Annotated in this window: 20 protein-coding genes and 1 pseudogene; 15 read left to right on the top strand and 6 right to left on the bottom strand. The window is 63.6% G+C overall.

The genetic code is table 11. The features are described from left to right. From ACWPWO_RS17895 to ACWPWO_RS17875, 5 genes are read left to right on the top strand one after another with little or no spacing between them, the layout of a single operon-like run. The gene (locus ACWPWO_RS17895; protein ID WP_454007735.1) at positions 1-1,044 is read left to right on the top strand and encodes a type I glyceraldehyde-3-phosphate dehydrogenase; all 1,044 of its coding nucleotides are present in this window, start codon (positions 1-3) and stop codon (positions 1,042-1,044) included. 49 nt (positions 1,045-1,093) lie between these two features. Continuing rightward, entirely contained in the window at positions 1,094-2,491 is a 1,398-nt protein-coding gene (gene fumC / locus ACWPWO_RS17890; protein WP_454007734.1) for a class II fumarate hydratase, read from the top strand. A gap of 39 nt (positions 2,492-2,530) precedes the next feature. Next, positions 2,531-2,989, top strand: coding sequence for an NfeD family protein (locus ACWPWO_RS17885; RefSeq protein WP_394059793.1), 459 nt, complete (start codon positions 2,531-2,533; stop codon positions 2,987-2,989). A 17-nt stretch (positions 2,990-3,006) separates the two neighbouring features. Beyond that, positions 3,007-3,828 (top strand): slipin family protein, encoded by an 822-nt coding sequence (locus ACWPWO_RS17880; protein ID WP_454007733.1) that lies wholly within the window; start codon positions 3,007-3,009, stop codon positions 3,826-3,828. A gap of 4 nt (positions 3,829-3,832) precedes the next feature. Next, entirely contained in the window at positions 3,833-5,014 is a 1,182-nt protein-coding gene (locus ACWPWO_RS17875) for a PQQ-dependent sugar dehydrogenase (RefSeq protein WP_454007732.1), read from the top strand. Positions 5,015-5,181: 167 nt separating this feature from the next. Here the strand turns inward: ACWPWO_RS17875 and ACWPWO_RS17870 are convergent, their stop codons facing one another. Further along, positions 5,182-5,607, bottom strand: a complete 426-nt coding sequence (locus ACWPWO_RS17870; RefSeq protein ID WP_394059796.1) for a universal stress protein — start codon at positions 5,605-5,607, stop codon at positions 5,182-5,184. Positions 5,608-5,858: 251 nt separating this feature from the next. On the opposite strand from ACWPWO_RS17870, the gene ACWPWO_RS17865 reads away from it, so the two are divergent. After that, on the top strand, positions 5,859-6,194 hold the full coding sequence (locus ACWPWO_RS17865; RefSeq protein ID WP_454007731.1) for a c-type cytochrome: 336 nt from the start codon (positions 5,859-5,861) through the stop codon (positions 6,192-6,194). An 81-nt stretch (positions 6,195-6,275) separates the two neighbouring features. Here ACWPWO_RS17865 and ACWPWO_RS17860 read toward each other — a convergent pair whose 3' ends face one another. The 3 genes from ACWPWO_RS17860 to ACWPWO_RS17850 form a co-directional block, all read right to left on the bottom strand. After that, on the bottom strand, positions 6,276-7,472 hold the full coding sequence (locus tag ACWPWO_RS17860) for a cyanate transporter (protein WP_454007730.1): 1,197 nt from the start codon (positions 7,470-7,472) through the stop codon (positions 6,276-6,278). A gap of 51 nt (positions 7,473-7,523) precedes the next feature. Next, positions 7,524-8,198, bottom strand: a complete 675-nt coding sequence (locus tag ACWPWO_RS17855; RefSeq protein WP_454007729.1) for an ankyrin repeat domain-containing protein — start codon at positions 8,196-8,198, stop codon at positions 7,524-7,526. A 100-nt stretch (positions 8,199-8,298) separates the two neighbouring features. Beyond that, positions 8,299-9,252, bottom strand: a complete 954-nt coding sequence (locus ACWPWO_RS17850) for a LysR substrate-binding domain-containing protein (RefSeq protein WP_454007728.1) — start codon at positions 9,250-9,252, stop codon at positions 8,299-8,301. 142 nt (positions 9,253-9,394) lie between these two features. On the opposite strand from ACWPWO_RS17850, the gene ACWPWO_RS17845 reads away from it, so the two are divergent. The 5 genes and pseudogenes from ACWPWO_RS17845 (at position 9,395) to ACWPWO_RS17825 (ending at position 16,108) form a co-directional block, all read left to right on the top strand. Further along, a complete protein-coding gene (locus tag ACWPWO_RS17845) occupies positions 9,395-9,703 on the top strand; it encodes a DUF4148 domain-containing protein (protein ID WP_454007727.1) in 309 nt (102 codons plus the stop codon). A 162-nt stretch (positions 9,704-9,865) separates the two neighbouring features. After that, complete coding sequence (locus ACWPWO_RS17840; protein ID WP_454007726.1) at positions 9,866-10,105, top strand: DUF4148 domain-containing protein; 240 nt, start codon at positions 9,866-9,868, stop codon at positions 10,103-10,105. 201 nt (positions 10,106-10,306) lie between these two features. After that, the gene (locus ACWPWO_RS17835) at positions 10,307-11,257 is read left to right on the top strand and encodes an IS110 family transposase (protein WP_454005135.1); all 951 of its coding nucleotides are present in this window, start codon (positions 10,307-10,309) and stop codon (positions 11,255-11,257) included. 272 nt (positions 11,258-11,529) lie between these two features. Further along, entirely contained in the window at positions 11,530-13,992 is a 2,463-nt protein-coding gene (locus tag ACWPWO_RS17830) for a heavy metal translocating P-type ATPase (RefSeq protein WP_454007725.1), read from the top strand. A gap of 219 nt (positions 13,993-14,211) precedes the next feature. After that, a pseudogene (locus ACWPWO_RS17825) lies at positions 14,212-16,108 on the top strand (bifunctional metallophosphatase/5'-nucleotidase). Between the two features lie 95 nt (positions 16,109-16,203). On the opposite strand, the gene ACWPWO_RS17820 reads toward ACWPWO_RS17825, so the two are convergent. Both ACWPWO_RS17820 and ACWPWO_RS17815 read right to left on the bottom strand, forming a co-directional pair. Then, positions 16,204-16,644 (bottom strand): YtoQ family protein, encoded by a 441-nt coding sequence (locus tag ACWPWO_RS17820; RefSeq protein WP_454007724.1) that lies wholly within the window; start codon positions 16,642-16,644, stop codon positions 16,204-16,206. Positions 16,645-16,764: 120 nt separating this feature from the next. After that, positions 16,765-17,955 carry a tyrosine-type recombinase/integrase gene (locus ACWPWO_RS17815; protein ID WP_454007723.1) on the bottom strand — a complete coding sequence of 397 codons (1,191 nt, stop codon included), beginning with the start codon at positions 17,953-17,955 and terminating at the stop codon, positions 16,765-16,767. 249 nt (positions 17,956-18,204) lie between these two features. Here ACWPWO_RS17815 and ACWPWO_RS17810 point away from each other — a divergent pair, with 249 nt between their 5' ends. The 4 genes from ACWPWO_RS17810 (at position 18,205) to ACWPWO_RS17795 (ending at position 23,072) form a co-directional block, all read left to right on the top strand. Continuing rightward, the gene (locus tag ACWPWO_RS17810; protein ID WP_454007722.1) at positions 18,205-19,239 is read left to right on the top strand and encodes a DNA-binding protein; all 1,035 of its coding nucleotides are present in this window, start codon (positions 18,205-18,207) and stop codon (positions 19,237-19,239) included. Between the two features lie 96 nt (positions 19,240-19,335). Continuing rightward, positions 19,336-19,677: a hypothetical protein gene (locus tag ACWPWO_RS17805; RefSeq protein ID WP_454007721.1), complete on the top strand. Its 342-nt coding sequence runs from the start codon at positions 19,336-19,338 to the stop codon at positions 19,675-19,677. Positions 19,678-19,793: 116 nt separating this feature from the next. Continuing rightward, positions 19,794-21,356 (top strand): multicopper oxidase family protein, encoded by a 1,563-nt coding sequence (locus ACWPWO_RS17800; protein WP_454007720.1) that lies wholly within the window; start codon positions 19,794-19,796, stop codon positions 21,354-21,356. A 189-nt stretch (positions 21,357-21,545) separates the two neighbouring features. Beyond that, positions 21,546-23,072, top strand: coding sequence for a Fic family protein (locus ACWPWO_RS17795; RefSeq protein ID WP_454007719.1), 1,527 nt, complete (start codon positions 21,546-21,548; stop codon positions 23,070-23,072). Positions 23,073-23,092: the final 20 nt, after the last annotated feature.

The raw sequence follows: 23,092 nt of genomic DNA, 5'->3' as shown, positions 1-23,092 counted from the left end.
ATGTCCTTGTCCCGCCCCATCCGTATCGCCATCAATGGTTATGGCCGCATTGGCCGCTGCGTGCTGCGCGCCATCCATGAGTCGCCCCGGCAGACCGATTTCGACGTGGTGGCCATCAACGAGCCGGCCGACATCGCCGCCATGGCCTACCTGACGCAGTTCGACTCCACCCACGGCGTCTTTCCCGCCAAGGTGGAGCACGACGCCGACCACCTGATCATCGCCGGCCGGCCCATCCGCGTCCTGCACGAAACCCGCCCCCAAGCCGTGGATTGGGCGGCGCTGCGGCTGGATATCCTGATCGAATGCAGCGGCGTCTATGGCGAGCGCGCCGGCCTGCAGGCCTTCCTGGATGCGGGCTGCCCGCGGGTGCTGGTCTCCAACCCGGCCCACAGCGCCCACGACGTGGACTTCACCGCCGTCCTGGGCATCAACGACGATCAGTTGCAGGGAACGGAGCGCATCGTCTCCAACGCCTCCTGCACCACCAACGCCATCATCCCGGTCCTGGCGCAACTGGACGAGGCCTTCGGCATACGCCACGCCTTCCTGAGCACGCTGCATTCGGTCATGAACGACCAGCCCATGATAGACGGCTACCACAGCCACGACCTGCGCCGCACGCGCTCGGCGCTGCAGTCCATGATTCCGGTGTCCACGGGCCTGGCGCAGGGCGTGGAGCGCCTGCTGCCCCAACTGAAGGGCAAGGTGCAGGCCAAATCCATACGCGTGCCCATCCTGAACGTGTCCGCCATCGACCTGATGGTCAACCTGCGGCGCGACACCAGCCAGGAAGAGATCAACGCCTTGTTCCGCCAGGCCGCGCGGCGCTGGCCGGGGATCCTGGACTACTCGGAACGGCCCCATGCCTCCATCGACTTCAACCACAACCCGCATTCAGGGGTGGTGGACGGCACCCAGACCCGCACCAATGGCGACGGCCTGGTCAATATGCTGGTGTGGTTCGACAATGAATGGGGCTTTTCCAACCGCCTGCTGGACATTGCCTGTGTGTGGGCCTCGCGCTTCGTGCGCGAGGCCTGAGCCGCCCCGCAGGCGCGGAGCGGACCGTCGTTACTTTAAAGGAGCACCTATGAGCACCATACGCGTCGAACAGGATTCCATGGGCCCCATCGAGGTCCCCGCCCAGCATTACTGGGGCGCCCAGACCCAGCGTTCCATCCAGAACTTTCCCATCGGCCGCGACCGCTTCCAATGGGGCCGCAGCATGATAGAGGCCCTGGGCATCCTGAAAAAGTCCGCCGCCCTGGCCAACCGCGAGCTGGGCGAACTGCCGGGCGAGCTTGCCGACCTGATCGTACAGGCCGCCGACGAGGTCATCGCCGGCCGCTGGGATACGGAATTCCCGCTGGTCGTGTTCCAGACCGGCTCGGGCACCCAGAGCAACATGAATGCCAATGAAGTCATCGCCAACCGCGCCATCGAACTGGCCGGGGGCGAGCTTGGCAGCAAGAATCCCGTGCACCCGAACGACCACGTCAACCGCGGCCAATCGTCCAACGACACCTTCCCGACCGCCATGTACATCGCCGTCGCGCTGGAGTGCCGCCGGCGCCTGATGCGGGACGTGCGCCAGCTGCGCGACACGCTGGAGCTGAAGGCCGAACAGTTCGCCGCCATCGTCAAGACCGGCCGCACCCACCTGCAGGACGCCACGCCCATCACCCTGGGGCAGGAGATCGGCGCCTGGGTGGCGCAGATCGACTTCGGCCTGGAAACCGTCGCCAAGGCGCTGGACGGCATCTACCAGCTGGCCATCGGCGGCACGGCGGTGGGCACCGGCCTGAACGCCCATCCCCGGTTCGGCGAGCGCGCCGCCGCCCACATCGCCCAGCTGACGGGCCTGCCATTCGAGTCCGCCGCGAACAAGTTCTTCGCCTTGTCTGCGCATGACGCCCTGGTGAACCTGTCGGCCGCGCTGCGCACCCTGTCCGGCGCGTTGATGAAGATGGCCAACGACGTGCGCTGGCTGGCCAGCGGGCCGCGCTGCGGCATAGGCGAGCTGCAGATCCCGGAAAATGAACCGGGCTCTTCCATCATGCCCGGCAAGGTCAATCCGACCCAGTGCGAAGCGCTGACCATGGTGGCCGTGCAGGTCTACGGCAACGACGCCGCCGTGGCCTTCGCGGGCAGCCAGGGCAACTTCCAGTTGAATGTCTATAAACCCGTGATGGTGCATAATGTCCTGGAGAGCATCGCCCTGATCAGCGATGCCTGCCTGGCCTTCGACGAGCACTGCGCTCAGGGCCTGGAACCCGTCATGGAACGAATCCAGCATAATCTTGATCAAAACCTTATGCTGGTCACCGCCCTGAACCGGCATATCGGTTACGACAAGGCCGCCGCCATCGCCAAGCGGGCCCACCACGACGGGCTCACCCTGCGCGAAGCGGCCCTGCAGTCAGGCCATCTCAGCGCCGAGCAATACGACGACTGGATCGTTCCGCTGGACATGACGCACCCTGGCTGATCGGCCAGATCCTCAGGGCTGCAGACCAAGGAGGACGCCATGCAGTTCCTGGACTACCAATGGCTGGCCTATTTTTCCTTTGCCCTGGCCCTGGCTGCGCTGCTGGCCGAAGCCAGCCTGGGCGGCACCGGCGCCCTGAGCGTGGTGGCCGTGCTGGCCGGCTTCAACGGCATCGCCTTGCTCTGGGTGGACGACGCGGTGCTGCGCACCTACAGCACGACCACCTTCCTGATCCTGGTGGCCGCTCTGTTCGTGCTGCTGGTGATCACGCTGGTGCTGGCCTGGCGCCTGCTGCGACGTCGTTCGGTCACCGGACGCGCGGCGCTGCTGGGCGCGGTGGGCGAAGTCCTGGTGCTGGACAAGCCGGGGCAGGGCTACGCCGAAGTGCAGGGCGAGCGCTGGCGCTTCGAAACCAATGACACGCTGCAAGCCGGCCAGAGCATCGAAGTCATTGCCGTGCAGGGGCTGACCCTCAAGGTCCAGCGCCTGCGTCACTGATAGCCAAGGAGAACCACATGTTCTACTACGACGCCAGCCTGGGCTATGTCCTGGTCCTTTTCCTGATCTTCGTCGTCCTGATCAAATCCGTGCGCGTGCTGCGCGAATACCAGCGCGCCGTGGTCTTCACGCTGGGCCGCTTCACCGCCGTGCGCGGCCCCGGCCTGATCCTGATCATTCCCTTCCTGCAGCAGATCGTGCGCGTGGACCTGCGGGTGGTCACCATGGACGTGCCCGCCCAGGACGTCATCTCGCGCGACAACATCTCCGTCAAGGTCAACGCCGTGGTGTATTTCAAGGTGGTGGCGCCCGAGAAGGCCATCATCCAGGTGGAAAACTACCTGAACGCCACCAGCCAACTGGCGCAGACCACGCTGCGCGCCGTTCTGGGCAAGCACGAGCTGGACGACATGCTGTCCGAACGGGAAAAACTCAATCTGGACATCCAGCGCATCCTGGACGAGCAGACCGATTCCTGGGGCATCAAGGTCACCAACGTGGAGATCAAGCACATCGACCTGAACGACACCATGGTGCGCGCCATCGCCCGTCAGGCCGAGGCCGAGCGCGAACGGCGCGCCAAGGTCATCCATGCCGATGGCGAACGGCAGGCGGCCGAAGCCCTGCGCGAAGCGGCCCTCGTGCTGGCGACCCAGCCCTCGGCCATGCAATTGCGCTACCTGCAGACCCTGACCCAGATTGCCGGCGACAAGAGCAACACCATTGTATTTCCGCTGCCGGTCGAGCTGCTCAAAGGGCTGATGAGCGGCCAGACGGCCGCACCTGGCCACAAGCCGGAGCAGGACAGGAATCCCGACCCTCCGATCAATCCTTCGTAGTTTTATGAGCACAAGAAGAACATTCAGCATCCGGCTGGGCCTGGCCGGCGCGTTGCTGGGCCTGGCCTGCCTGGCCGCCCCCGTCGCGGTCCTGGCCCAGGCGGCTCCCGTGCCGGCCATTACCGGCCCCGCCGTCTCCACCGAAGTCCTGGCTTCGGGCCTGGAACATCCCTGGTCCATGGCCTTTCTGCCCAGGGACGAGGGCATCCTGATCACCGAGCGTCCTGGCCGGCTGCGGCTGTGGACGGCGGGAAAAGGCCTGTCCGAACCGATCACGGGCGTACCCAAGGTCCACGCCGTGGGGCAGGGCGGCCTGCTCGACGTGGCCCTTGCGCCGGACTTCTTCCGCAGCCGCCGCATCTACCTGGCTTATGCGGAACGGCGCGACAAGCAGGTATCGGCCACCACCGTGGGTTATGGCGTGCTGTCCTCGGACCTGACGCGGATCGAGGCTTTCCGGCCCATCTTCCGCCAGGAGCCGGCGCTGTCCACCGGATTGCACTACGGCGCCCGCATGGCCTTCGGTCCGGGCGGTCGCGACCTGTACATCGCCCTGGGCGAGAACAACCAGCGGCCCACGGCTCAGCAGCTCGATCATCTGCAAGGCAAAGTGGTCCGGATACGGCCCGACGGCTCCGTGCCCAGGGACAACCCTTTCCGGAGCAACCGCCAGGCAAGGGCCGAGATCTGGAGCTACGGCCACCGCATCCCGCAAGGGATGGCCTGGAACCCCTGGAGCAACGAGCTCTGGGTGGCCGAGCACGGTCCGCAAGGCGGGGACGAGCTGAACCGCATCCAGCCCGGCGCCAACTACGGCTGGCCCCTGGCCACCCACGGCATCAACTACAACGGCCAGCCCATCCCCGAGGCGCGTCAGGAGCCCGTGCCCGGCCTGGTCGAGCCCTTCCATTATTGGTCGGTCTCGCCCGCCATCAGCGGCCTGGCCTTTTATGACGCGGACCGCGTGCCGGCCTGGCGGCACAGCGTTTTCGTGGGGGCCTTGAAGGAACAGGCTCTGATACGCCTGCAACTGGATGAGGAAGACGGCCGCGTGGTGGGCGAAGAACGCCTGCTCCAGGACCTGGGGGCGCGCATCCGCGACGTGCGCGTGGGACCCGACGGCTGGCTGTACGTGCTGACCGACGAGCGCGACGGCCAGTTGCTGCGCGTGCGCGCTGCACCTTGAAGGCGGTATTTCAGAGCGGTTTCAGGCTGCGCGTGGCGGCGGATTTCTTCCCTGATGACCGGCTGGACTACAGCGCGAAATCGACTGTCCGCCTGGGAATCCCTCATGAGAAAGCCCGGACAAACAGCGTGCGCCATCAGTCCGGGCCTGCAAAAGCCGAAGCCGACTTATTTGATCAGCGTAACCGGCACATTGACCAGGCTGAGCACCTTGGTGGTCACCGAACCCAGCACCAGGCCGGGCAGGGCGCTCAGACCGCGGGTGCCCATCACGATGTGGTCGATGCCATGGCGCTCCGCGTAGTCCTTGATGGTCTGGGCGGCGTTGCCGGCGATGATGTTTTCCTTCACGCGCAGGGACTGGTCGGCCAGCACCGAGCGGGCGGGAATCAGGGCATTATTGCCTTCGTCCTGGTAATAGGCCTGCAGCACGTCCTCGGAAAAGAAGCGTTTGACATTGCCTGACACGATGGGCGTGGGCACGGCCAGCAGGTGCAGCGTGGCTTCGGGCTTGTGGGCCAGCATGGCCGCGGCGGCCTGGACGGCGCGGGTGGAAGCATCGGAACCATCGACCGGAACGAGAACATTCAGCATAGACACCTCTTGATTGGTTTTTAACTGTTTAAGCCTGAAACACTTAGTTGTCATATGCACATTACCGAATAAGCAGTTGGATATACTTGATCGACATCAATGCATACGCTTATTTACCCAAAGCTGTTCTATCATAACCGTATCATCACGAAGTGAATGCCACATAGCGATCTATGTGGGAAACGACGCATGCGCAGCATTCACACGAGCCCCGGCCCGTTCCTGCGCCTGCTTTACAAGGGAGATGCCCAATGAAATTGAAACACCTGCTGGTCTGTGCATCGCTGATGACCATCGGTTTCGGCGCGCAGGCTGCCGAGCCCACCTTCGAGTCCGTCAAGGACATCCTGACCAAGAACGCCTGTCTGGCGTGTCACGCCGTGGACAAGAAGGTCGTGGGCCCAGCCTATCAGGAAGTCGCCGAAAAGCGCAAAGGCGACCCCGCCAATGCCGAACTGCTGGCCCAGCACATCCGCCAGGGCAGCAAGGACGTGTACGGTCCCATGCCCATGCCGCCAAACCCCGGCATTTCCGACGACGACATCAAGAAAGTCGTGGAATGGATCATGGCCGGCGCCGCGCAGTAAGAGCAATACCGGACAAAGGAAAACGGACACCAGGAGGTGTCCGTTTTCTTTTGAAGGCAAGCCGCGGCGCCGCCTGCAGCCTTAGGCCTTGCGCTCATCCTTCATGATGCGGGCGTAATGGGCGGGCTGGAAGCGCCAGGCCAGCACGGCCACGGCCAGAACCAGGACGCAATGCAGCATCCAGGCTGCATTGAACCCGCCGCTATATTCGCGCAGCCAGGCGCTGATCATGGGAAACAGCGAGGCAATCGGAAAGCCGCCGCCCTGCATCAGGGCGCTCAAGGTGCCGGCGCGGGCGGCATCGCCGAAATGGTCCAGCGCCACCAGCAGCACCAGCGAAAAGCAGCCGCCCAAGCCTATGCCGATGATGACGCCCCACAAATAGGGCGCCGTATCGGGCATCCAGGCAAAAGCCGCGAAGCCAATCAGTTGAAACACCAGCGCCAGCCAGATCCAGGCGCGCCTGTCCTTGTTCCTGGCAGCCAGCGTGGGCAGCAGAAAGGCCGCCACGGCCTGCGCCACCGACAGCAGGGCCACCAGCGTGCCGCTGGCCGCCAGGCTCCAGCCGTGATCCTGATAGAAGGTGGCCAGCCAGGTGACCAGCGACGCGTAGCCGCCATTGATCAGGCCAAAGCACAGCATCAGCGACCAGGTGCGCGGCCGGCGCAGCAGCTCCAGCGAGGGCAGGGCGCCCGCGGCGCCGCGCACCGCGGGCGGCACGACCTTCCAGGCAATCCACAAGGCCACGCTGATGGGCAGCGCCCAGAAGGCCAGCGCGATGCGCCAGCTGTCCGACAAGGCGCTGACCAGGGGCGTGATCTGCGCGCCCAGGGCGCCGCCGCCCATCAGCGTGGCGGAATACACGCCCGTCACCTGGGCGATATGGTTGGGAAACTGCTCCTTGATGATGCCGGGCATGACGGCCTGCAACATGGCCACGCCGGCTCCGCACAGCAGGGCCGTGGAGATCAGGCTCAGGCCGTTGGGCACGATCCAGCGCAGCGCGCAGCCCAGGCAAAGTATGATCAGCGACACCATGACGACATGGCGCACGGACAGCACGCGGCGCACCGAGGGCATGCAGAAGGCGCCCAGCCCCATGATCATCATGGGCAGCAAGGTCAGCCAGGCCATGTCGCCCAGGGCCATGCCCAGACCTTCGGCCACGTCCCGCGCCAAGGTGCCGCTGGACGTGAGGAAGGGCCGCAGGTTCAGGCCGACGAGAATGACGAACGCCAGCCAGAGTCCCTGGGCGCGGGGTGAAACGGAAGAGGTCATGAAATAAAGGTCAGTAGACTGATTAAAACGGTACTGTACACGCTTCGGGGATCACGGTCTTGCGCCGGCCTGCTCCAGGATGGCGGCCGTGGCGTGCTGCTCGCGCTGGCGCGCCAGCGACAGGGGACGGACTCCTTGGCCGTCGGGCAGGTTCACATCGGCCCCGCCTTTGATCAGGTCGCGCACCACCTGCTGGTGAGCAGGGCCGCCGTCGGACAGGACGATGGCCTCGTGCAGGGCTGTCCAGCCCAGGCGATTGACGTGATTGGGGTCCACCCCGGCCTTGAGCAGTTCGCGCACCACCTCCACGTGGCCGTGCTCGGCCGCCGGAATCAGCGCGGTGCCGCGATAGCGGTTGACGCTGCGCACGTCCGCCCCGTTGCGCAGCGTCATGCGCAGGATCTCCAGCCGGCCTTCCGCGCCCGCCACCAGATAGGGCGTGTCATGAATGGCATCCGCCTGGTTCACGTCGGCGCCGGCGCGTATCAGTTGCGCCGCAATCTCCACATGGTTGAGCCAGGTTGCGCGCAGCAGGGGACTTTGCCCCTGGTGATCGGGTATGTTGACCGCCTTGCGCCCGTCCGGCCGCTCCAGCAACTCCCGCACCTTGGGGCTGTCGCCCTGTTCGACGGCTTCCAGCAAAGCGGTCTGCGACCAGGCGCTGCCGCCGCCCAAGGCCAGAGCCAGCGCCAGCGCCCACAATGCGCGTCTGCTGATGCGGATCATCTTGAACTCCTGTTCATTGCAGTGAATACACTCGGATCTGTCCGGCCATTAATAGCATAGATCACCTCCGACCCCGATATGTGAAAGGCCATACGTCCTATTACAGGAGGTACGATTGGGTTTCGCCGTCCAGCTCGGGATTGTTGATCAGCCGATCCAGCTCCGAGCGCAGATAGTCCACGAATACCCGTGTTTTCTGGGGAATCATGCGCGATGGCAGCAGGGCCATGATGGGAAAAGGCGTGAACTCCCAGTCCGGCAAGACCCGTTCCAGGCGGGCGCCATCCGTGTCCAGGTAGCGTTCAATCAACGAGGAGGCCGCGATGCCCATGTGGCGCACTGCCAGCTTGCGCATCATGATGGCATTGTTGATGGTGACCGGGCCGCTGATCACGGCATCGTAACGCTCCTGGTTCGGACCGCGCAGCGTCCACACCTTGTCGCTTTCGTCATGGCTGGCGCAGATGCAGGTATGCGCGGACAGCTCGGACGGATGCTGAGGGCGGCCGTGGCGGTCCAGATAGGTACGCGACGCATACAGGCCCAGGTGGATCTGCCCCAGGACAGTGGCCACGGTATTGGAGTCGGGCTGGGGGCCGACGCGAATCACGCAGTCGTAGTTGTCGGACTGCAGATCGATATGGCGGATGTTCAGGTCGCAGTCCAGCTCGATGTCCGGGTATTTCTGGCGAAAGCCATGGATGACGGGCGGCATGAACACAATGCTGAAACTGGCGGGAATCGAGACCCGCAAGCGCCCCCTGGGGGACTGCGCCACGTCGAGCAACTGTTCATGCGCCAGCCGCGCCTGCTCCACGATGGCCAGACAGCGCTCGAAGTAGATCTGCCCGGCCTCGGTGACATCCACATTGCGGGTGCTGCGCTTGAGCAGGGCCACGCCCACTTCTTTTTCCAGTTCGCGGATGCGCCGGGACACGGTGGAAACCGGCATGCCCAGCGCCTCGGCGGCGCGGGTGAAATGGCGCGCCCGCGCCACCTCCACGAAGATGGCGATATCGTTCAGCAGGGGGCCGGCAGTGATGTTGCTGCTCATTGGGATTGTTCCATGAATGGAAATATATTTGCAATATTAAGGGTTTTTCCTAGGTTCGGAAAAGCTCATACTTCATCCAACGATTCGGAAATGATCTGACTCCGAATCTTTCTTAAACGAATAGTTAGAGTTGGAGTGAATTATGAAAAGCATTGCACGCACCGCCATCCTGGGTCTTTCTCTGAGCGCCGCCGCCCTGATGGGCACCGCCAACGCCGCCAGCGCAGCGCAAGGCGAACAGCTGGACTACCCCGTCATCGCTGCAAGCGCCTCCCAGAGCAGCCAGCAAATTCAGCAGGAACTGGCCGACGCCCAAGCCAAGGGCCTGGCCAGCGCCGGCGCCATGAACGACTATCCTCAGCTGTCGCAAGGCACCAAGCTGACCCGCGAACAAGTCGCGGCCTCGACCAACGAGTGGAACAGCACTCACGGCGACTTCGTGGCATTCTAAGCCAGACGGTTCTGCGCAGGTTCCGACAGCGCCCCGCAAGGGGCGCTGTTTTTTTTTGCACCGCCCATCCTGCTCCAGAGGGCGGCCCGCCTGACGTGTTGACCTTGCCACGGTAGCAAACCCTAGAGTGCAATTTCTTTCTTAAAGAAGTTGGAGTGAATCATGAAAAGCATTGCACGTTCCGTCATCCTGGGTCTTTCTCTGAGCGCCGCCGCCCTGATGGGCGCCGCCCACGCCGCCGGCGCAGGGCAGGATGTCGGCGAGCATCTGGACTACCCCGTCCTGCAGACCGCGTCCAGCAAGAGCAGACAGCAAGTCATGCAGGAGCTGGCCGACGCTCGCGCCAAAGGCCGGCTCGAGGCCGGCGCCATGAACGATTATCCTCAGATCTTGTATGGTTAAGGTGTCGGGGTGGAGGGACACTGTGAACTATCGGCCATCGCCGGACCGACACTGCGAGAACTCTCCTGCCCCACCCATCATCGTCGATAAGGAACTGAGCGGCGCTGTTCCTTGAACCGCGACCGCCGATCTGAACGCAAGTTAACGAGCCCGATGGCGTACACCCCGACATTGTTCATAATGCGCTCAGGAGGTGCTCCCATGCAAACGACTAGGCTTTATATCGGCGCCGATGTCGCCAAGGCTGACGTGGTCATCAGCGTAGCGGGCGAACGGCCCTGCACCATTGCCAACACGGCGGCTGGTATTACGCGCTGGTTAAAGACGGTGCCCGAACAGGCTCAAATTGCGATGGAGTCAACGGGCCGTTATCACGCCTTGCTGGCTCAGTTGGCTCATCTTCATGGCCTGACGGTGTTTATTCTGAACGCTCGCGACGTCTTTTACTATGCGCGGGCCTTGGGCAGCCGGGGCAAGACCGACAGCCTTGATGCCGAGGTGATTGCCCGCTACCTGCAAGAGCATCAATCCAGCTTGCAGGCCTGGCAACCGCTCAGCATCCAACAGCAACAGCTACGCCAGCTGCTGTCTCGTCGCGCTCAAGTCATCGCTCACCAGGGCGCCTTACGTCAGGCGTTTGCGGATGTGGATGTATCGGGTGTGGATATCCACGCGTTGCAGCAGGGGTTTGAGGCTGTTCTGGCTTCAATGGATCGGCCAATACAGCGCTTGATTGCCGGCGATCCACAGCTCGAACAGGGGTATCAACGCTTGCGCAGCGTCACGGGCATTGGCCAGCAGACAGCGTCCGTGTTAACGGAGCTGCTCAATCGTATCCCCTTCGCCAACGCGGATGCCTTGGTGGCGTATAGCGGATTGGATCCCCGACCCAATGACTCCGGGGCCAAACGAGGACGTCGCCGTATCAGCAAGCGTGGGCCAGCCCTGCTGCGCCGACAACTGTACTTGGCAGCGATGTCGGCGTGCCGTAGTACGGCATGTAAACCGCTGTATGAGGCGTATCGAGCTCGAGGCCTGGCGGGCACAGAGTCGATTGTGATTCTGGCGCGCAAGCTGTTGCGCATCGCCTATGCGGTATGGAAAAGCGGACAAGCCTTCGATCCATCCAAGTTATTGCCTAAAACGACTTGACCCAAACCATAGAACCTCGCAGGGCGGCACGCTGAGCCGTGAACAGGTGGCGGCAGAGGTCAGGCAATGGCATGGCAGGCACGACCACTTCGTGGCCTACTAAATCCAGACCTGCCTGGTCCGGCACACGCAGCGCCCAGGAAAGGGGCGCTGTTTTTCTGCTGCACACCCAGTCTGAGAGAAGGCCTCCGGCTTTTTCTCGTAGGTGTTGACCTTCCCATCGGGTCAAGCTCTAAAGTGGAATCATCCAAGACATCTCATAGGTGATTCTCATGACAACAAGCACTTCGGACAACGGCTCGCGCCTGACGCTGGGCGTGGAGGGCATGACGTGCGCCTCCTGCGTCAGCCGGGTGGAGAAGATCATCGCCAAGGTCCCCGGCGTGCGGCAGGCCCAGGTGAACCTGGCCACGCAGAAGGCAACCGTGGATTTCGACGGAGCGCCGCCTGTACAGGAAATCATCCAGGCCGTGGAAAAAGGCGGCTACCACGTGCCTTCCCAGGAAGTGGTTCTGGATGTGCAGGACATGACTTGCGCTTCCTGCGTGGGCCGCGTGGAAAAAGCGCTGCTGAAGGTGCCCGGCGTGCAGGCCGCGACGGTCAACCTGGCCACCGGCAAGGCTCACGTGCAGAGCCTGCAAGGCGTGGCGGCCGGCGCTCTGATCGAGGCCGTGGGCAAGGCGGGCTATCCGGCCAGACAGGCAAGCGCAGCAGCCGCCAACGACCCGGCCGAGCGCGCCCGGCAGGCCTACGACACCATACGCAAGCGCTTCTGGCTGGCGGCTGCGCTGGGCTTGCCCGTATTCATCCTGGAGATGGGCGGGCACATGGTGCCGGCTTTCCACCATTGGGTGGGAGAGGCCATAGGCACCCGGAACAGCTGGCTGCTGCAGTTCGTGCTGACCACTCTGGTGCTCCTGTTCCCGGGACGCGAGTTCTACACCAAAGGCATCCCGGTGCTGCTGCGCGGCGCGCCGGACATGAATTCGCTGGTGGCCGTAGGCACGCTGGCCGCCTATCTGTTCTCCATCGTCACGACGTTTTTCCCGCAGTGGCTGCCGCAAGCCTCGCAGCACGTCTACTATGAGGCGGCCGCCGTCATCGTGGCGCTGATCCTGCTTGGCCGGCTGATGGAAGCGCGCGCCAAGGGCCGCACCTCTGAAGCCATCCAGCGCCTGCTCAGCCTGCAGCCGCCGACGGCCCGCGTACGCCGCAACGGCCAGGAAGTGGAAGTGCCGCTGGAGGAGCTGCAGACCGGCGAGCGCGTCGTGGTGCGTCCGGGCGAACGCATCCCCGTGGACGGCCAGGTCGTGTCCGGGCAGAGCTACGTCGATGAATCCATGGTGACCGGCGAGTCCGTGCCGGTGTCCAAGGCGGCGGGCGACTCCCTGATCGGCGGCACCGTCAACCAGAAAGGCTCCCTCGAATTCGACGCCACGGCCGTGGGACAGGACACGGTGCTGGCCCACATCGTCTCCATGGTCGAGCAGGCGCAGGGCTCCAAGCTGCCCATCCAGGCCATCGTGGACAAGATCACGCTCTGGTTCGTGCCCGCCGTCATGGGGCTGGCGGCGCTGACCGCCATCGTCTGGCTGATCTTCGGCCCTTCGCCCGCGCTCAGCTTCGCACTGGTCAACGCCGTGGCCGTGCTGATCATCGCCTGCCCCTGCGCCATGGGCCTGGCCACGCCGACCTCCATCATGGTGGGCACCGGCCGGGCGGCGCAAGCCGGCGTGCTGTTCCGCAAGGGCGACTCTTTGCAGGCGCTGCGCGACGTCAAGGTCGTGGCGGTGGACAAGACCGGCACCCTGACCAAGGGCTCGCCCGAACTGACCGACTTCATCGGCGCACAGGGAGAAGATGAATCCGCCGTACTGGCTGCGATCGCGTCGCTGGAGAACCACTCCGAACACCCCATTGCGCAAGCCATCGTCACCGCCGCCCGCGGCAAGGGGCTGGAGCTGCCGCAGGCCGAGCAGTTCGAATCCTTGACCGGGCTGGGCGTGGCCGCCCGCATCGGCGGCGAGCAATGGCACGTCGGCGCCGACCGCCTGATGGCCCGGTTGGGGGCGGACCTGTCCGCCTTCACGCAACAGGCCCAATCGCTGGCCCAGGAAGGCAAGACGCCCATGTACGCGGCTCGCGGAAACAAGGTGGTCGCCTTGCTGGCGGTAGCCGATCCCATCAAGGACACCACGCCCCAAGCCATCGAGGACCTGCATGCGCGCGGCATCAAGGTGGTGATGATCACCGGCGACAACCGCCATACCGCGCAGGCCATTGCGCGCCGCTTGAACATCGACGAGGTCGTGGCCGAAGTGATGCCCGAAGGCAAGGTCAAGGCCGTGGAATCGCTGCGCCAGGCGCACCAGCACCTGGCTTATGTCGGCGACGGCATCAACGACGCGCCCGCCCTGGCGGTGGCCGACGTGGGCATTGCCATCGGGACGGGCACGGACATTGCCATCGAGGCGGCGGACGTGGTGCTGATGTCCGGCGACATGCGCGGCGTGGTCACGGCGATCTCGCTCTCGCACGCCACTTTGCGCAACATCCGGCAGAACCTGTTCTGGGCCTTCGCCTACAACGTGGCCCTGATACCGGTGGCGGCCGGCGCCCTGTACCCCTTCGGCGGCCCCTTGCTCTCGCCGGTATTCGCGGCCGGCGCCATGGCCTTGTCCAGCGTATTCGTGGTCACCAACTCCTTGCGCCTGCGCCGCGTGTCGCTGCCGTAAGCGCGAAACGCCTGTTCGCCGTGGGCGGGCAGGCGTTCTTTCTCTTTGTCCGATGTATTTCCGTGCCTGACTTCCAACTTAATAAGACCGTCATAAAGCTGCACGATGATGTGCGCTTGGCCTCTTTTGATGGAAACAAGCATGCAAGAATCTCGGAAGTCACATCTTTGGGCAGGCAATCCCTGGACGTCGGGCGGTATCCGCGCCAAAGCGCTCGCCATGCTCGTCGCCGGCGCCTTAAGCGCTTGTGGCGACCGCGGTCCCGACGGCAGCGGAGTCCCGCTCGCCGAGCCGGGTCAGCCTGAAGCCAGACCGCTTGAACGGGCCATCCTGCACATCAACGGCCTCCACGCCAACCGGGACAGCCAACGCAAGACGCTGAAACTGCTGAACGCCTCCAACGAGCGCGTGAACGTATCGGTGGATGCAGGGGGCTTTCCACGAGTCACCGCCGCGTTTGCTGAACTGGCTGCGAAGTCCGGGAATGTGCTCAAGCTGCATGCGGGCGACGCCCTGACCGGCACCTTGTATTTCAGCCGGGCAGCGGGAAATCGGCGAGCCGGATGCGGCCATGATGAACACCGTCTGCTTTGACGCCTTCACGCTGGGCAACCACGAATTCGACAAAGGCGACACGGAACTTCGCCAATGGCTGGAACTGCTGAACTCGCAGCAATGCCGGACGCCTGTGCTTAGCGCCAACGTCCGCTTCGGCGAGAACTCGGCCTTGAACCCCCGCCGCGCCGACGGCATGGTCAAGCCCTACACCATCATCGAGCGCGACGGCCAGCAGATCGGCATCGTGCGCCTGACCATCGGCGGCAAGACCAAGGCTTCATCCAGCCCTGATCCTGACACCACCTTCGAAGATGAAGTCGTGGCCGCCCAGCAAGCCATCGACAAGCTGCGCGACCAAGGCGTCAACAAGATCGTGCTGCTGAGCCATCTGGGCTACGACTACGAAAAACAGGTGCTGGCCCAGCTTTCCGGCGTGGACGTGCTGATCGGCGGCGACTCCCACACCTTGCTGGGTCCCGACGCCTTGACCCAATATGGCATTGGCACGCCGGGCGGCGCCTACGGCGAAGCGCTCAAGAACCGGGACGGCGAAACCGTATGTATCGCCCAGGCCTGGGAATACTCGCAAGTGGTGGGAGAGCTCAAAGTCAGCTTCGATGAGAAAGGCCGGGTCACGGCCTGCGGAGGCACGCCGCACGTCCTGATTGGCGACGACTTCCAGATTGATGGCGCCGCCGTTCAAGGCGCCGACCTGGCCGCCATCCAGGCCGATGCGGCCGCCAGCGGTTTCCTGCGTATCACCGCCCCTGACGCCGCAGCCGCCGGCATCCTGAAGCCTTATCAGGAAAGCGTGGAGATCTACAAAGAGACCGAAGTGGCCAATGCGCCCATCGTGCTGTGCACGCGCCGCGTCCCCGGCGGTCCTGGCTCCGTCGACTATGGCCGCTCAGGACCCATATGCAACGCCGAAGGCAGCGTCAGCGCTCGCGGCGGCGACATCCAGCAACTCGTCGCCCAGGCCTACCTGGACGTCGCCGGCCAGCAATACGGCGGCGCCGACTGCAGCCTGCAGAGCGGCGGGGGAGTGCGCGTGCCGCTGGAAGGCCGCGTCACCGCGGCCAAGGTCATCGAAGTGCTTCCTTTCGACAATAAGCTCTGGAAACTCCGCATCAGCGGGGCCGAAGCCAAAGCCATGATCGAAGATGGCCTGGAAGCGGTATTCGGGCCGAACGGCAGCACGGGGCCTTATCCCTATGCTGGCGGTCTGCGTTGGGACGTCGATGCCCGGCAAGCCAAGGGCTCGCGCGCCAGCAACTTTGAAGTGCTCGATCGCAATTCGAAAACCTGGCTGCCGCTGGACGAGGCCCGCATGTATGACTTGTTCGTGCTGAGCTTCAACGCCACGGGGGGCGATGGTTATGCGACGCTGGCCAATGTGCCCGCCGAACGTCGCTTCGACGTAGGGGTGCAGGACGCGGATGTGCTTCAAAATTACATCGAGGCCCTGGCCCCTGACAGCACGGGACTGCCAGCGATCCAACGCCTGGATCATTCGCTGTACAGCACCAAGTCATTCATCGGGCCTGCGGGGCACTGAACCGCCTATAGCCACTCCGAGGCCGTACCCGCAGGGCGGGGCCTTTCGGCTTCGCCCTGCGGGTGCATGTCGTAAGCAGCCGGGAGAAAGCCCGATCAGGCTTTGAGGATGTAGCGCAGGATCTCCACGATCTGCTCGGGAGTGGTGGCCCAGGCCTGGGCGCTGGCGTCCACCTCCTTGAGCGGGTGGATGATGTCTTCGGCGTGCAGGGTCACGTAGGGCTTGCCCAACGCCGCACAGTAGCCGGCGTCAAAGGCCGCGTTCCATTGCTTGTACTTGTCCCCGAAACGCACCACCACCAGGTCGGCCTTCTCGATCAGCGTCTTGGTGCGGATGGCGTTGACCTTGGAGGACTTGTGGTCGCGCCAGAACGAGACGCTGTCCGGCCCCAGGTGGTCGCCCGCGGCGTCGCTGGCGTCATGGTCCGTGACCGGCGCGGTGAACGTGATGTCCAGTCCGGCGGCCTTGGCGCCCTTGGCGATCTGCTCGCGCCAGTCGGTGTGGATTTCGCCGGACAGGTAGACGGTAAAGCTCATGTTTCGCTCCATAACAAAAAGCCGGGTTGGCCCTGTCAGGGGGCGCCCGGCGCATTCAAGCACGGCCAACAGTAGCACGTCCCGCCGGCCCGGGACAGGCCGCGCGCCTGATAGCGCTTATCACCAGCCCAGGTGATGAGCCTGCTCCAGCGCCCGATGGCGCTGCTCCTCGTCGGCGTGCAGATAGATATTGGTGGTGGCGATGGACTCATGGCCCAGGGTGTCGCGGATGACGCGCAGATCCATGCCCTGGTTAGCCATGTGCGAGCCTGCGGAGTGTCGCAGCCAGTGCGCCGACGCCTGCTCCAGCACGCGCGCCTGCGCCTCGCGCTCCGGATGGCGTTCGCGCAGGGCCTGGGCCGCCTGCACGAACACCTGCTTGACCAGCACATGCGCCATGGCGCGGCTCAGGTGCTTGTCCGAGGCCCCGGCCGACATCAGCAGAGGCTGCGTTTCCAGCGCATGCGGCGGCCCCTCCAGGCCATGGGCCTGCCTATAGCGCAACAGCTCCTGCATCAGTTCCTGCGTCATGGGTATGCGGCGGATCTTGTCGCCCTTGCCACGCACCTGCAGCCACCATTGCTCCCGTCCCTGGGTATCGATCCGCGCGGACACATCGGCCATGCGGGCCTGGACCAGCTCGGAAATCCGCAAGGCTCCGCCGTACAGCACTGAAACCAGCCAGCGCAGCCGCGCCTTGTGCCGCCGGGCGGCCCTGTCCTCTTCGGGCAAAGCGCGTATCCAGTCCTGCACCCAGCACCATTGCTCCGCGGTCAGATAGCGCTGCACGTCCCGCGCCGGCCGGGCGCTGCCGCGTTGACGCGACAGGGCCAGGGGATTGCCGGCAAGGTAGCCGGCCTGTACCAGCCAGGAAAACAAGGCGTTCAGGATCAGCATGGCCTGATTGCGGCTGGCATCAGACAAGGGACCGGCGAAAGGACGCCAGGCGGGGTGATGCCGCGCCGGCCGGCCCCCGCCCTGGATCACCCAGCGCTCGGCCGGCTGAGGATCGGCCAGGAAGTCCCGATAGGCCATGATGTCTTCATGGCTCAGAGAGGAAAGCGGCTTGTGGCGCTCCACCACGGACCACAACAGCAGCCGCTCCGCTTCCTTGCGGTAGTTGGCATAGGTGCGCGGATTGCCCGCGTAACGGACCAGCCATCCGCGCAAGGCATCGATATCCGTCTGCGCCTCGATCTGGGCACGGCCGCCCAGGGCCCGATTGAGACCGTTGCGTCCGTCGAATTGGGCCAGCAGCTGGGAAATGCCATCGGCGCGGACTGGGGAGGGCGGGAGAGGGGGCGAATTCATTACAAAAATAGGCGGAAGCGGGGACGTGAAAGCAAACCATGCAGCCGTCTTCCCATGCATCGGCAACGGGCTCAGAGACGGCACTTGGGGCCTGTGATTAGCTACTTGGCGCTTAATATTTGACATTATAAAGCTAATGTCAAATTTAAGGATACAAAACATTATAAACTCAATATAATACGTTGTATTATTAATTAGATTTCCTTGAACAAGCTGAAAATGCTCCCAAACCCGCTTTCCGAAGGCCAAGTGCTGGCCGATGTCGCCGATTTGCGCGAACGCTTCAGCCATACCCAGACGCTGTACCGGGAAGTGGCTGCCTTGCTGTTTTTCCGTTACGGGATCACGCCCACGGCCAACAAGCTGTATCAACTGGTGCGCAAAGGCAGCATGAGCGCGCCCGCCGAGGCCTTGCAGGCTTTCTGGCAGGATTTGCGGGAAAAAAGCCGGGTCAGGCTGGACCTGGCCGACATTCCGGAAGAATTGCAAGCCCTGACGGGAGAACTGCTGGGCAAAATCTGGCGGCAAGCCTTGGAACAATCCCGCCTGGAACTGCAGGCATATCAGGCCCAGGCGGACGAACGCGTACAGCAGGCGCAGCAACAAGCGCAGGAGGCCGCCAAAACGCTGCAGGCTGAACAGCAGGCCAGGCAGACGAGCGAACAGGCTCTGGCCCGGCAACAGCAGCAAGTCCAGGACTTGCGCGAGGAACTGGCCGCCCTGGGCCAGGACTTACGCCATGCCGCGCTGCGCCAGGAAGAACTGGAAGATGAAAAGGCCGCCGTCCAGCAGGAGTTGCGCCGGCAAAGCGAACAGTTCACCCAGGACTTGGGACAACTGCAGAAGTCCATGGAACTGACAGAGGAGCGCGCGCAAGCCAGCGAACGACGCGCGCTGCTCGAAATCGACAAAGAACGATCTGTCCAGGCCCGGCTGCGCCAGCAGTTGGAACAAGCGGAACAGGCGCAGCGCGAACAGCGCCGGCAAAGCGAGGCCGAACAACGCGCCTTACAGGAACAATTGCAAGCCATGCGCCAGGATCTGGGGCAGGAGCAGGGCGAGCGGCGCGCCATGCAGGCGGCGCTGGATTTCAGCAACGGCCTGGCCAGGGAAATGCAGACCGAACTGCAATTGACCCGTACCCGCTGCGCCTTGCTGGAGCGCGAAAAAGAAGACCTGCACGACCACGTGCTGGCCCTGCGCGCCAAGCTGGAACAGATCCAGGCGGAGCGACCCGTACGCCTGAAACGCCGTCCCATCCGCAACGCCGACGACGCAGACTGAACGAGGGGTGACTGATACGCCAGGGTTCCGGAACATCTGCCTGACAGCGCACTCATGCTAAGCTTGCGCGATGGGGCATATGAACGGATACGCGACATGACGCTGCGGCGGATTCTGCAAAACTGGCTGCTGGCACTGGGCATCATCATGATGGCCTGGACGCTGCACGCCGGCTTCGCCGCGCAAGCCCAGGCCGGTCCAGTGCCGGCCCATGCATCCGCCCCTCACCACTCCCAGGTCGATAGCTCCCAACATCGCTCCCCAGGCGGCTCGCACTGTGCTACGCCCGTACACATGACCTGCTGCCCCTGCGTGCCGTTTCATCCTTCGATGCCTCGTCTGGCCGCTGCCGACGCGGACTACCCCCCGGCGCCGCGGCGCCTCGGTTTCCGTTCGCGCCTGATCGGGCCGGCCCTGCCGCCTCCGCGTCTTTCCTGACCAGGCGCCTTGGCGCCAACTCACCGCATGCTGATACCTCCATGCGCTGGTCGCGCATGGGGCCCGGATCGTGCCTTGCCGGCATGATCGCCTTGCCACGATTTTCAGGAAAGACCATGAATCGACGCGAACTCTTCAAACTGGCGCTGGGCGCCAGCCTGCTGAACAGCCTGCCCCGGCGCGCCTTTGCCCAGGGCATGGGACACCACGGATCCATGACCATGGACATGGGGTCCGGTCACGAGACCTTGATGGCGGTGGATCGCATGCCCGGCGGGCAGACGCTGCGCCCGTTGCCGACGCTGACCAACGCCGCCGCGCGACCCGGCCGTTTCCAGGCGCGCCTGACCGCTGCCCGCCATCACGTCATCCTGGCGGACGGCAGGCAGACCGAGGCCTGGCTGTACAACGGCCAATTGCCCGGTCCCCTGATCGAGCTGACGGAAGGGGATGAAGTCGATATCGAATTCGTCAATCAGCTGGACCAGGCCACCACCATCCACTGGCACGGCTTGCCGGTGCCGCCCGACCAGGATGGCAACCCGCAGGACGCCGTTCCCGCCGGCCAGAGCCGTCATTACCGGTTCACCTTGCCCAAAGGGTGCGCCGGCACCTATTGGTATCATCCTCATCCGCACGGCAAGAGTGGCGAGCAGGTGGCGCACGGCCTGGCAGGCGCCTTGATCGTCCGGACGCCCGACGACCCTCTGCGCCAGGCCAGGGAGCAGCACTGGTTGATCAGCGACCTGCGGCTGGACACGGAAGGCCGCATCCCCGCCAATACCCCGCTGGACTGGATGAACGGCCGGGAAGGGCAGTTCGTCCTGGTCAATGGCCAGCGGCAGCCGCGCATCACGGTCAGTACCAGCGAGCGCATCCGCCTCTGGAACGCCTGTTCGGCCCGATACCTGCGCCTGCACGTGCCGGGCGCCCGGCTGATCCAGGTCGGCGCCGACGGCGGCCTGCTGGAAGCCCCGCTGCCCGCCACCGGCGAACTGCTCCTGGCTCCCGCCGGGCGGGCGGAATTCTTCCTGGAGGCCGGGCAGTCCGGCGCGACCACGTTGCAGGCCTTGTACTACGACAGGCAGAAGATGATGGTCCAGGAGGAGCCCCACACCTTGACCTTGGCCGACCTGGACATACAGGCGCATCCGCTGATCCTGCCGGAACAGTTGCGATTCATGGCCGCCGTGCCCGCCGGTCAGCCGCAAGCCCGCGTGGTATTCAGTGAGGTCATGGAAATGGACCATGCCATGGCAGGGCAGGGGAACGGGCACGGCATGAGCGGCGAACACGCGGAATCGCCGCAGGGAATGGGCCACATGCCGGACATGGCGTCCTTGCAGCGCATGTTCCGGGTCAACGACAAGGTTTTCGACATGGAACGGATCGACCTGCGCTGCCCGGCGGGCCAGTGGCAGCACTGGCAGGTGGTCAACGATTCCCACATGGACCATCCATTCCACCTGCATGGCGTCCAGTTCCAGGTGCTCTCCCGGGACAACGGCGGCAAGGCGGCCCCGGAACCATTGCGCGCCTGGCGGGACACCGTCAACCTGCGGCCCAAGGAGGCCATCACCCTGGCTTTCCGCCAGGACTGGCCCGGCCTGCGCATGTTCCACTGCCACATCCTGGAACATGAGGACCTGGGCATGATGGCGCAACTGATGGTGGAATGATCCACCCCGGCTGAGGGAGCGAAGCCCCCGCGCCACAGTTCGATGAGTCGGCCGCCAGCCTGACCGCGGCCGGCTCAGTCGCATGCCCTTTGAATGTTAAAAGATAGTTGTTTTTTTCTAAACCAATAGAAAAATAGATAAATAATCTAGAATGTAGATAAAACTGCAACCCTGCCCGTATTTGCCGCCATGACTCCACCTTACTTGGGCTATGCTGCTCTCATCCATCACTATCGGTTGCAAGTTCCGCCCTTGCTCAGCATCTGGTCGGTGACAGACAAAGCCGTCGAGTCCCGCACACTCCAGCCTAATGGCGAAGAGCGTATCGAACTGCCTCGACAACGTGTCCGCGGCGGCGCCTGCCTTGCCGACCGGCTCACCTTCGCGTTCAAACGCGAAACGTTGAACCTGACGGTCCTGGCAGCCCTGTTTGATCAGCCCGGCGTCCTGCAGGAATTGCAGGCTTGGCTTGCAGCCAAGCCATCGTCCAAGTACGCACGCAGCGCCGGCCACTTGGCCAAATGGCTGACAGGGCACATCTTCGACTACCGCTTGCCCAAGGGGTGTCCACGTGTGCCGTTGCTCGATCCAGCCGCCTATGTCACGGGCCCTGGCAGGTCATGCTCTACATTCGGCATCTTGCACAATCTGCTGGGCGATGTCTGGTTCAGCCCTCTGATCCGACGCACGCCCCGCTTGCAAAACATGCTTTCAGCAAAACTGGCTGAACAGGTCAAGGCAAGCTTTCAGACCATAGAGCCCGAAATGCTGTCACGTGCGGTCGACTACCTTTACCTATCCGAGACCCGCTCCACTTATGGCATCGAAGACGAAGTACCTGATCACCATCGCGCAATGCGTTTTCGGCACCTCCTCGAACAGGCCGGCGAGCCCGGCCCATTGACCGAAGTGCAACTGGGCGAATGGCAAGCCCAAGTGATTGATCCCCGTTGCGCGGAGTATCACTATCGACAAGGGCAGAATTGGCTGTCCAGGCCTGGCAGGTTTCGCAACATCGCCGACTTCATCCCGCCGCCAGCCGAACATGTCCATGCCATGATGGCAAGCGTGGCTGAGCTGGCCCAAAGCGCTAGTTCAGGAACCCTGGACCCAGTACTGGCAGCGGCCTGCGCGGCTTTTGGAATGGTCTTCGTGCATCCTTTCTGGGACGGTAATGGCCGCCTTCATCGCTGTCTGCTGCATCACATCCTGCGCCAATCCGGTTTTACACCCCGCGCCGTGGTGCTGCCTTTATCGGCTCGCATGCTCAAGCAGCTGGATCGATATTCTGCACTATTAAAGCCATACTCCCGCCCCAGGACCGAATTGCTCGACTACTCGCTGGATTCCGATAGCGCCACGCTACGCATGAAATCGATGCAGCCGCGCTGGCTGTATGCCTACCACGATTTCACAGATATCTGCGAGTTCATCTATGAATGCTGCGAAGCCTGCGTTTCAGAAGACTTACAGATGGAGGTGCTGTATCTGCGCGCTCATGACGCCACCATCCGAGAGCTGGAAACTTGGCTGGACATGCGTCAAGCTGTATTGAACACTCTGGTAGATGTCATTGTGCAAGGCAATGGCACCCTGTCCAAACGCAAGCTCAAGCTGGTCGAGGGCTTGAGTCAGCCCGAGATCCAGCGCATCGAAGAATGCGTCAATCACCACTTCGCCGAATTCCTGGACAGGCGTAACATCCAAATGGGATAGCTATTTTTTCAAAATACTCT

It is taken from the genome of Alcaligenes sp. Marseille-Q7550 (assembly GCF_965112015.1).
This window is presented reverse-complemented; position numbering and strand designations above follow the sequence as displayed.